Annotated in this window: 7 protein-coding genes and 2 pseudogenes; 3 read left to right on the top strand and 6 right to left on the bottom strand. The window is 74.5% G+C overall.

The window, feature by feature from the left end; genetic code table 11:
• A pseudogene (locus ABZ805_RS16470) lies at positions 1-85 on the bottom strand (LytR family transcriptional regulator); the annotation flags it as partial.
• A gap of 6 nt (positions 86-91) precedes the next feature.
• Between ABZ805_RS16470 and ABZ805_RS16465 the strand changes: the two are divergent.
• A pseudogene (locus ABZ805_RS16465) lies at positions 92-1,519 on the top strand (transketolase C-terminal domain-containing protein); the annotation flags it as partial.
• A 134-nt stretch (positions 1,520-1,653) separates the two neighbouring features.
• On the opposite strand, the gene ABZ805_RS16460 reads toward ABZ805_RS16465, so the two are convergent.
• Positions 1,654-2,172 (bottom strand): RICIN domain-containing protein, encoded by a 519-nt coding sequence (locus ABZ805_RS16460; RefSeq protein ID WP_358440467.1) that lies wholly within the window; start codon positions 2,170-2,172, stop codon positions 1,654-1,656.
• A 291-nt stretch (positions 2,173-2,463) separates the two neighbouring features.
• Here ABZ805_RS16460 and ABZ805_RS16455 point away from each other — a divergent pair, with 291 nt between their 5' ends.
• Complete coding sequence (locus tag ABZ805_RS16455; protein WP_358440465.1) at positions 2,464-2,664, top strand: hypothetical protein; 201 nt, start codon at positions 2,464-2,466, stop codon at positions 2,662-2,664.
• Here ABZ805_RS16455 and ABZ805_RS16450 read toward each other — a convergent pair.
• On the bottom strand, positions 2,618-3,481 hold the full coding sequence (locus ABZ805_RS16450; RefSeq protein WP_358440462.1) for a LysR substrate-binding domain-containing protein: 864 nt from the start codon (positions 3,479-3,481) through the stop codon (positions 2,618-2,620). The genes ABZ805_RS16455 and ABZ805_RS16450 overlap by 47 nt on opposite strands.
• 396 nt (positions 3,482-3,877) lie before the next feature.
• Between ABZ805_RS16450 and ABZ805_RS16445 the strand changes: the two genes are divergently transcribed.
• A complete protein-coding gene (locus ABZ805_RS16445) occupies positions 3,878-4,864 on the top strand; it encodes a hypothetical protein (RefSeq protein ID WP_358440459.1) in 987 nt (328 codons plus the stop codon).
• 55 nt (positions 4,865-4,919) lie between these two features.
• Here the strand turns inward: ABZ805_RS16445 and ABZ805_RS16440 are convergent, their stop codons facing one another.
• The 3 genes from ABZ805_RS16440 to ABZ805_RS16430 all read right to left on the bottom strand — a co-directional run bounded on the left by ABZ805_RS16440 (position 4,920) and on the right by ABZ805_RS16430 (position 9,538).
• The gene (locus ABZ805_RS16440) at positions 4,920-8,288 is read right to left on the bottom strand and encodes an AAA domain-containing protein (RefSeq protein ID WP_358440457.1); all 3,369 of its coding nucleotides are present in this window, start codon (positions 8,286-8,288) and stop codon (positions 4,920-4,922) included.
• Positions 8,285-8,638, bottom strand: a complete 354-nt coding sequence (locus ABZ805_RS16435) for a hypothetical protein (RefSeq protein WP_358440454.1) — start codon at positions 8,636-8,638, stop codon at positions 8,285-8,287. The genes ABZ805_RS16440 and ABZ805_RS16435 overlap by 4 nt, the downstream gene beginning before the upstream one ends.
• A gap of 153 nt (positions 8,639-8,791) precedes the next feature.
• The gene (locus ABZ805_RS16430) at positions 8,792-9,538 is read right to left on the bottom strand and encodes a class I SAM-dependent methyltransferase (protein WP_358440451.1); all 747 of its coding nucleotides are present in this window, start codon (positions 9,536-9,538) and stop codon (positions 8,792-8,794) included.
• Positions 9,539-9,635: the final 97 nt, after the last annotated feature.

Below are 9,635 nucleotides of genomic sequence, written 5' to 3'. Positions count from 1 at the left end.
GCACCAGCTGCGCGCATGGGACCATCAGGCTCAGCGTGCGGGCCGCGCTCGCCCCGGCGGCGCCGAAGCGGATCTGGCCGTGGCAGTCGAGGTCGGTGGTGACCTGGGCGCGCTCGGCGAGGTGTTCGGCGAGATCGACGACACCCGGCCCACGGTGATCTTCGCCTACACCGTGAAGGGGCACGGGCTGCCGACCGAGGGGCACCCGCAGAACCACTCCTCGCTGCTCACCCACGAGCAGTTCGCCGAGCTCGCGCCCCGGCTGGGCGCCGAGGTGGACCGGCCGTGGCAGCGGTTCGACGCCGATACCGCCGCGGGCAGGTTGTGCGCCGAGACCGGAGCCCGGTTGCGCCGCGAACCGGTGCCCGCCACCGCGCCGCCCGCGCTGCCGCTCGACATCGGCCGCACCCCCACCGGCACCGCCACCACGCAGGCCGCGCTGGGACGGGTGCTGCTCGACCTCACCCGGCAGTCCCCGGAGGCGGCGCGGCGCGTCGTGACCGTGTGCCCGGACGTCAGCTCCACCACGAACCTCGGTGGCTGGGTGAACAAGGTCGGCGTGTGGTCCTCGCGGCAGCGCCGGGACTGGTTCGCCGACGACGCCGAGACCATCCTGCACTGGCGCGAGCAACCGACCGGGCAGCACGTGGAACTGGGCATCGCCGAGACGAACCTGGTGGGGATGCTGGGCGAGCTCGGCTCGACCTGGAGCCGCTGGGGCGAGCCGCTGCTGCCGATCGGCGTGCTCTACGACCCGTTCGTGGAGCGGGCGCTGGAGCCGTGGGCGTTCGGCATCTACAGCGGCGGGCAGTCCATCCTGGTCGGCACGCCGTCCGGGGTGAGCCTCGCGCCGGAGGGCGGCGCGCACCAGTCGGTGAAGACCCCGTCGATCGGGCTCGAACAACCCGGGTGCACCAGCTACGAACCGGCGTTCGCGCAGGACGTGGAGTGGACGCTGCTGGCATCGCTGGCGCAGCTGGGCAAGCCCGGCGGCACCTCCGCCTACCTGCGGCTGTCCACCCGACCGCTGGACCAGACCCTCGCCGCGGTCCCGGCCGACCCGGCCGCGCGGGAACGCCGCAGGCGGCAAGTCGTCGCCGGGGCGTACCCGCTGCGCAGCACCCCGGACCCGAAGGTCACCATCGCCGCGATGGGCGTGACGGTGCCGGAGGCGCTGGCCGCCGCCGACCGCCTCGGCCAGGCCGGGGTGGACGCCGACGTGGTGTGCGTGACCAGCCCCGATCTGCTGTTCCGCGCGCTGCGGGCGCGGCAGGGGCGCCAGGACGGGCCGAGCTGGATCTTGGACCAGGCGTTCCCCGCGCACCGGGCGGCGCCGCTGGTGACGATCGGCGACGGGCATCCGCACACCCTCGCCTTCCTGGCGACGGTGAACCGGGTGCCGAGCACGACCCTCGGCGTCACCGACTTCGGCCAGTCGGGCTCTCCGGAGGACGTCTACCGCCACCACGGCCTGGACACCGACACCATCGTCCGGGCCGCCCTCGACCTGCTGACCTGAGCCGGGCCCGCGCGCCTGCCGGCGGGGAGCCGCGGCTCCCCGCCCGCGCGCCCGGCCCGGTCCCGTCTCCTGCCAGCGGGTTCGCCGCTGGCAGGAGACCGTCCGCGCTCGCACCGAGCCGGGCGCGACGCACGTCAGGAAGCGTCGATGCGCCACCAGTTCTTGTCCTGGTCGCCGTTCGCCTCCAGGACGACGACCTCGTTCATCCCGTCGCCGTAGTACGGCACCACGACCTGCTCGGTCGACCGGGAGACGATCTTGTACTCGGCGCTGCCGAACGACCTGGCCGGCAGGGACCACTGGAATTCGGGGACGTGCCGGCACTCGCCCTGGGTCAGCGCGGTCTTCCCGTAGTACTGGCCGCCCGGCTTGAGGCACTTCCCGGTCCGGTCGTTGCGGATCAGGTAGTACCCGGCGGAGTTCTCGATCGACCACCGGTCGCCGTCGGCGGTGCTCGCCGAATTCCACGCGTACATCCAGATTCCGTCGTTCGAGTTGTTCCCGTAGTTCTGGGGCAGCAGGCTGCCGTCGGTGACCTGGTTGATGATGCGCAATTCCGAGGAGGCCGCACCGGCCACTCCGGAGAGCATTCCGGACAGCGCGGTCACCAGAACGGCCGCGAGGACGGCGAAACGACCGAGAACACGTTGCATGGCACACCTTTCCCAGGAATAGGCGGACCGCTCCGGCCGCCACCATCTTGATCGGCAACCGGCAACCCGAACTCGATCACACGAACGGGCGGACGCGGACGCTTCGTTTTCCGGCGACCATTCGGAAATGGAAATGAACACCTGGAATTCCGCATCGGACAGGACCCATCTGTTCCGCAGCTGGTGCCCATCGAGAACGGTCGTTGGACCGCGGCGGACATCGGTCGAATACTCGGATCGGGCGCACCGGACGCATTCCGGAGCGCCGGAACTCCCGAGAGGAATCCCGCCATGCCCTCGAACGATCTGGCCCGGTTGATGCGCTGCTTCGCCGCGCGGGCGCTGCTGCTGGCGCTCGCGCTGGGGCTCGCGGGCGCGCAGCTGCTCGCCCTGCTGGCGCTGCTCGCCGCGACCGGCCTGCTCGCCTGGTCCGGTGCCCCCGCGGTCAGCCGCCGAGGTGCGCCAGCAGCGCCCGAGCCGCCGGGTTGGTGAGCTGCGCGGACCGCCCCACCAGGCGGATCGGCCGGGTCAGGGCCGGTTCCTCCAGCCGGGCGTGCGGCAGCCCGGAGCGCTCGGCGACGGCGTCCGGCACGATGCTCACCCCGAGCCCCGCCGCGACCAGGTCGATCAGCAGCGGGACGTGCGTCGCTTCGCAGGCCCGGTTCAACCGGACCCCGGCGTCGGCGAAACCGCGCGCGATCATCGCCTGCAGGCTGCTGCCGAGGAACTCGACGAACGGTTCGTCCCCGCACTCGGCCAGCCGCACCCGCTCCCGGCCGGCCAGCCGGTGCCCCGGGTGGCAGACCAGCACCATGCGCTGCGTCCACTCGCCGAAGCGGGCGAGCTCCGCGTCGAACGGCCCCTCCCCCGCCACGTAGGCCAGGTCCAGTTCACCGGCGACGACCGCGTTCGCCAGGTCCGGCATGATCCCTTCGCGCACGTGGATGCGCACGCCCGGGTAGCGCAGCCGGAATTCGCCGAGCTCGGCGGGCAGGTCGAGCACCGTCAGCGTCTGGATGGTGCCGATCGACACCCGTCCCCGCGAGAGCCCCTGCACCGCGGCCACGTCGCCGCGGGCCGCGATCACGTCGGCGGTGATCCGCCGCGCCGTGGGCAGCAGCGCGCGGCCCGACTCGGTGAGCAGCACCTTGCGGCTGGTGCGCTCGAACAGCGCGGAGCCCAGTTCCACTTCGAGCTTGCGGATCGACGCGCTCAGCGCGGACTGCACGACGTGCACCTCGCGCGCGGCTCCGGTGAAGCTGCCGTGCCGCGCGACCGCGAGGAAGTGCTCCAGCTGCCGCAGCTCCATCCGGCCACGGTAGCGCCGGACACCGCAACGAGCGCCGAGATGGTGGTCACGGCGGGCGCCGGACCGTCCTCCGTGGACGCGCAGGACTGCTGCTGCGGCCAGGTCCGGACCGACTGCGGCACCGCGACCGGCGGTCCGGCCGATGCGGCGCACCGACGACGAGCTCACGAGCACCGGCGGTCGGCCGCGCTCGCGAACCACCGCTGCTCCGAGTGGCCCAACCGCGCGCGTTCGGCCACACCGGCGCGGGTGCGGGAGTTAGCGTGCCGGGTCCGACCTCGCGGCCGATCGCCGTGGGGGCGCGACGCCCGCCGGAGCGGGCGGCCTGCGAGGTCGGGAGCGACGCGGGGGAACACCTGGGGCCCGCGTCGACCTCGATCGGAAGGAGCATCCACCATGATCAGCCGACGATGGCGCGGAGCGGCCGCGGCACTCGCCGCCGGACTGGTCCTGAGCATCCCGGCCACCGCGCAGGCGGCCGGCGACGCGGCACCCGCGGCCGAGCAGCCGACGATGCTGCTGGTGCACGGGTTCAACACCGATCCGCCGACGTCCTGCAACACCTCGACCTGGAAGACCGCGCTGGACTACTACCAGGACGCGGGCGGCCGGGACCGCGGCTCGATGCGGACGATCGGCTACTACGCGGGCGATTCCGCGCACTGCGACGACGTGATCGGCGATGGGAAGGCCACCAAGAACCGGCCCATCCAGGACATCGCGAAGGACTTCGCCAACCACATCCACGACACGTACACGGCGAAGGGGAAGCAGGTCGACATCGTCGCGCACTCGATGGGCGGCCTGATCACCCGCGTCGCGATCCTCGGCACCCGGGAGGGCTGGAGCGGGTTCCCGTCGGAGGTGGACGTGCGCAACGTCGTCACCCTCGGCACTCCGCACCAGGGCCTGAAGAACGGGTGCACCGAACAGGAGCACGACGCCGGGAAGTGCAGCACGCAGTGGAACCAGATGACGCCGACGAAGGACGGCGGCTCCGGGTTCATCGACAAGCTGCACGAATCCGCGAAGGGCAAGGACGACCGCGGCCTGGACGACCCGTGGGCGAAGGGCATCGACTGGAGCCTCGCCGGGTCCACTGAGGACGGAACCGTCTCGTACCACTCCGCGATCGACAAGGGCCACTTCGCGCACCAGAAGTACGGTTTCGACGAAGACCTCGACGGTGACGGGTCGGACGAGTGCTCCGACCAGGAGATCGGCCACGGCGGGCTGCGCTCCATCAAGGGAGCGGGCGGGTTCTGCCTGCGGTACTGGCACCACGGCGCCGGCGGCGGCCCGCACACCACCGAGAACGGCTGGTCCCCGCTGAAGGTGGCGTTCAAGGCCGCCACCCACATCGGCGACGACCTGCCGAAGTGACTCCCGGGCCGTGGCGCGGTGCCGATGTCCGCGCCACGGCCGGGAATCCGGGATGTCAGGGCACCGGAGCCCGAGGATCGGCCGCGTGCAGGCCGAGCAGGTCGTCGGTGTCGCTCAAGTCGTGCAGCCGCCACACCGGGACCCGCACCGCCGAGCGCACCCCCGGTTCGGGGTCGAGCAGTTCGCGACGGCGCAGCATCCGGTGCAGGTGCTCGGCCGGATCGACCCCGCCCGCCGGACCGCGGTCCAGCAGGACCGAGAGCGGGACCCCGCCGTCGGAGATCGACGCGTCCACCCGGTGCCCGTTGAGCACCTGGTCCAGCTGCACCGACATCCCCGGCAGCAGCTCGTGCAACCGCCGCTGGTGGTCGTCCGGTTCGGGCGCGCGGTGCCCGCGGCGCGCGGCCGCGAGCAGGTCGGCGCCGATGCCGGGGCGCCCTTCCCAGAACGCCGCGTCCCCGGCCACCACCAGCTGCGACCGCGCCCGGGTGATCGCCACGTGCCACAGGTCGCAGCGCCGGTCCAGCCAGCGCGCCGCGTCCGCCGCGATGCCGGGCGCCGCGACCGGCGAGAGCACCACCGCGTCGCACTCCCCGCCCTGGAAGTCGTGCACGGTGCCGATGCGCACCCGCGGATCTCCGGCGAGCCGCTGCTCCAGCAACCGGCACTGCGGGCGGAACAGGGTGATCACGCCGATCGTGGCGTGCTCGGGCAGGGACCGGCGCAGCGCCGCCACCACCCGCGCCACCACGGCCGCCTCCTCCGGGTTGTGCCAGCTGCCGCCGCTCTCCGGGGCGCACGCGCGGCCGGGCACGTCCCGCCACTCCAGCGCGGGCCGTTCCATCGCGGGCCTGCCCCGGATGTCGGTGAGCACGACCTGCGCCGAGTCCGGGAACAGTTCGGCTGCGGTGTCGGCGATCCGCGGGTGGCAGCGGTGGTGCTCGTCGAGGCGGATCGCGCCGCCGGTGGCGCGTTCGACCGCGTGCCAGGCGGTGTGCCGCCGGGAGCTCAGCGCCCGTTCCTCCAGCCAATCGGCCGGAATCCGCAGGTCCCGGCGCACCCGTGATTCGGCCGCCGGGTCGAGGTGGGTGACGTGCGCGAGCTGCCCGGCGTCGCCGAGGACGACGGCGCGGCGTGCGCGGAACAGCAGCGGCAGCAGCCCGGCGATGCCGCAATGCGCGCCCTCGTCGACGACGACCAGGTCGAACAGGGCCGGCGCCAGCGGCAGCCGCGCCGCTTCCTCGCAGGTGGCGGCGCGGCCGGGCGGCTCCGGGTCGTGCTCGTCCGGCCGCCGCACCGAGGCGAGCAGCACTTCGTCGGCCGCGGTGCGGGCCGCGTCCTGCGCGCTGCGCAGCGATTCGGCGAGCCGCCGGTCGTCGGGGCGTTCCCGCAGCAGCGCCCGCTGTTCGCGCCACGCGTGCTCGGCGGCGGCGAAGTCGGCGATGGCGCGGCAGATCGCCCGCGGGTCCCGGTCCGCGCAGTCCCCCGGGTCGACGCCGAGGGCGCGCTGCACGCGGGCGCGCCGCCAGCGGGTGAAGATCCAGCCGTCGGCGGCCTTCCGGGCCCGCCGCACCCACCGGCGCGGGTGCGAGCCGACCAGTCCGGCGAGCTCGGCCTCGGTGCGGCCGAGGGCGACCGCCGCGGCGTGCCGCCGGACTCCCGCGGTGCGCAGCGCTTCGTCGATGCGGCCGACGGCGGCGAGGTCCAGGCGAGCCCGCACGGCGCGTCCCTCGGCTGCGGTGAGTTCGGCCAGCGCCTCCGCCAGGTCCGGTGCCGGGTCCGCGTCCACCGCCCGTTCGGCGCCGGTGCGCACCAGCGCGCCGGGCACTCCCGCGCAGCGGCGCCACACCTCGTGCACCGCGCGGTCGTCGGCGGCGGCCACCAGCACCCGCTGCCCGGCGCCGATCGCGGTCGCGACCAGGTTCGCGACCAGCGTGGTCTTGCCGCTTCCGGGCGGGCCGGTGACGGCACTGAGCCGCCTGGTCATCGCCGCGCGCACCGCCTGCCGCTGCGACTCGTCGGCGGGCCACGGCAGCACCGGCCGCGGCATCTCGTCGATCTCGCCGGTGTCGCCGTCGAGCAGCGCGCCGAGCGCGGTGCCCGCGACCCGGCCGGGTTGTTCGGCGATGCCCGCCAGGTCGTCGAACGCGCCGGGGCTGGCCAGCCGCGGCTGTTCGGCGAACAGCACGGCCGCGTTGCGGGCGCCGTCGCCGCGCCCGTCGAGGGTGGCGGCCAACGCGTCCGGATCGGGTTCCGCGCCGCCGGTGAGCCGGAAGGTGCCGTGCAGCAAGTCGAGCACCTCGGCGGCCATCCGCTCCCGCCGCCCGCCGCGCCAGCCCGGCGCGAACCAGGCGGCGAAGGCGTCGGTGCCTTCCACGCCGAGCCGCCGCCGCGCCAGCCCGCGGTGCGCCAGCACCGGCCCGACGGGGCGGAGCCTGCGGCCCGCGCCGGATCCGACCGGTTCGACGCGGCGCACCAGCAGCGGCGCGAACTCGGCGCCGGCACCCGCGCGTCCGGGCAGCACCACCGCCGGGTAGCCCGCCCACAGCGGATGTCCGCGTCGTTCGGCCTCGTCGAGGAACGCGGCCGCGGTGGGCGGTACCGGCGCGCAGCCGTCGTCGTCCAGATCGCCGGACAGCAACCGCTCCCGGCCGGGCAGCACCACGTAGCGCTCGCCCGCGGCGCGCACCGGGATCAGCCCGGGGTGCGGGTCCTCGGCCAGCAGGCAGCGCCGGTAGTAGCCGAGGACCGCCGCGAGGTCCGGCGCGCTCCGCTCCGGTGCGGGTTCCGGTGCGGGTCTCGCCGCCCGCCGCGCGCGGAAGGACAGCGGGATCACGTCGTCCACGTCGATCGCGGACCGCAGCGGTGGTTCCTCGCCCGCGTCGCGCAGCCGCCGGTCGAGGTGCTCGAACAGCCCGTCGGCGGTGAGCGCGCCACCGTCGTGCCCGGCGGCGCGCCACGCCTCGGACAGCCGCTCGCCGAACGCGTCGGTCCCGGTGGTGGCGAGCACGTAGGTGCCGCGCGCGGTCAGCGGGCAGCGCCGCCCGGTGCGCGTCCGCCCGCGCTGCGGCGTCGAATCCACGATGGCGACGGTGTGCGCGGCGCGGCAGGCTTCGAGCTGCTCGTCGACGAATCCCGCGCTCACCCCGGTGCCCGCGAGGTCGTCGAGGTCGGTGTCGGCGGCGAGGAACACGTGCTCCCCGCCGGGTCCGGTCGCGCCGGGCGCGGCCAGGTGCAGCAGCGCGAGCTCGTCCGGCCCGCAGCCGTCGAGGAATTCGGCGATCTCGGCGCGCAGCCGGGCTGCCGTCGGGTCCCGCACCAGTTCCACCGGCCGGTACCCGTCGTCGGCCAGCCGCCGCAGCAGGTCCGCCTGCTCCCGGCCGACCCCGATCAGCAGCGCGCGGCCGCGCCGCGGGCGGGTCACGCGTCGGCCCGCAGGTCGCGCGGCAGCGTCCGCACCAGTTCGGGGCATTCGTTCGGCCGGCCGGACAGCCACATCGACCGCCCGCCGAGCACCAGCTCCACTTCGTGCGAGGCGTCGCGGGCGCACCACTCGCTGATCGTGGCGAGCAGGGCGGGTGCGGTCCGCGCCGCGGAGCCGCCGAGCGACGCCCACAGCAGCGGACCGGCGGCGTCCTGCTCCGCGGACAGCGAGACCTGGAGTCCCAGCGCGGTGCGCAGTTCGTCGCGCAGCGACCGCACCAGACGTCCTTCGCGGTGCGGATCGCCGCCGCCCGCGACCCTGATCCAGAAGACCGTCGAGCCGTCCGCCATGCCGCCCTCTCCAGCCGAATCCGCGCAGATCGCCGCAGATCTTAGAAGATCACCGGCCCGATCCGGTCGAATTTCCGGAGATGGCACCCCGACAGCGCACAACTGAGACGATCTCAGTCACGGGCCGCCGGGGAATCCCGCACCCGCGCGGGTTCAGTCCCCCGTCCGAGGACGCGCGGTGCGCAGGTGGAAAGCGGCGCTGGACGGGTGCGCGTACTCCGGCAGCAGGTGGTCCAGCCGCTCCCCCGCCGCGAAACCCGCCGCCCGCAGCAGGTCCGCGGTCTTCGCGGCGGTGAGGCCGCTCCAGTTCGGCGTGGCCCGCCCGATCTTCCGGTAGTCCCGGGCCACCTTGAGCAGGTAGCCGTGGTCCGCGCCCGGCCGCAGCGAGGCCAGGACCCGGCGCGCGTCGTGCCGCCACCCGTGCCACACGCCGTCCGCGAGCAGCAGCGCGCCGCCCGGGTTTAGCACCTGCCGCCAGGCTCGCAGCGCCCGCACCGGCTCCGGCAACGTCCACAGCACGTAGCGGGCGCTGACCAGGTCGAACCCGCCGTCGCCCGCGACCTCGCGGACGTCGTGCCCGCCGCACTCGGCGAACCGCACCTCGACCCCGCGGCGCCGCGCCTCCTCCCGGGCGTAGCCGAGCATCGCCGGGGACGGGTCGACGGCGGTGACCTCGTGGCCGAGCTCGGCCAGCAGCGTGCTCAGGAAACCGGTGCCGGTACCCACGTCCAGCACCCGCAGCGGCGCGGAGCGCTCCGGGAACGCCGCGTGCACCGCCTTGTCGCACACCGCGCGCCACGCCTCGCGCTTGTCCTGCGCGTAGCGCTCGTAGAAGTCGTTGTAGGCCGCGGCCCGCTGGGTCCAGTTGTCGCGGACGGCTTCGATGGCGCGGTCGGTCACGAGCGGGGTCCTTTCGCCGGTTCCACCCACCCTGGGCGTTGTCGCAACCGATGTGCAACAGCATCGGACGAGCCCGAACGAAGGTCACACCCCGACC

It is taken from the genome of Saccharopolyspora sp. NPDC047091, from assembly GCF_040643635.1.
Lineage (GTDB): Bacteria > Actinomycetota > Actinomycetes > Mycobacteriales > Pseudonocardiaceae > Saccharopolyspora_C.
The sequence above is the reverse complement of the archived record's forward strand: the minus strand, read 5'-3'. Positions and strand labels throughout refer to the sequence as shown.

What these genes read in the sequence shown, in the direction of transcription:
- ABZ805_RS16460 (WP_358440467.1), bottom strand. Translation starts at nt 2,172, where the DNA reads ATGCAACGTGTTCTCGGTCGTTTCGCCGTCCTCGCGGCCGTTCTGGTG.
- ABZ805_RS16455 (WP_358440465.1), top strand. Translation starts at nt 2,464, where the DNA reads ATGCCCTCGAACGATCTGGCCCGGTTGATGCGCTGCTTCGCCGCGCGG.
- ABZ805_RS16450 (WP_358440462.1), bottom strand. Translation starts at nt 3,481, where the DNA reads ATGGAGCTGCGGCAGCTGGAGCACTTCCTCGCGGTCGCGCGGCACGGC.
- ABZ805_RS16445 (WP_358440459.1), top strand. Translation starts at nt 3,878, where the DNA reads ATGATCAGCCGACGATGGCGCGGAGCGGCCGCGGCACTCGCCGCCGGA.
- ABZ805_RS16435 (WP_358440454.1), bottom strand. Translation starts at nt 8,638, where the DNA reads ATGGCGGACGGCTCGACGGTCTTCTGGATCAGGGTCGCGGGCGGCGGC.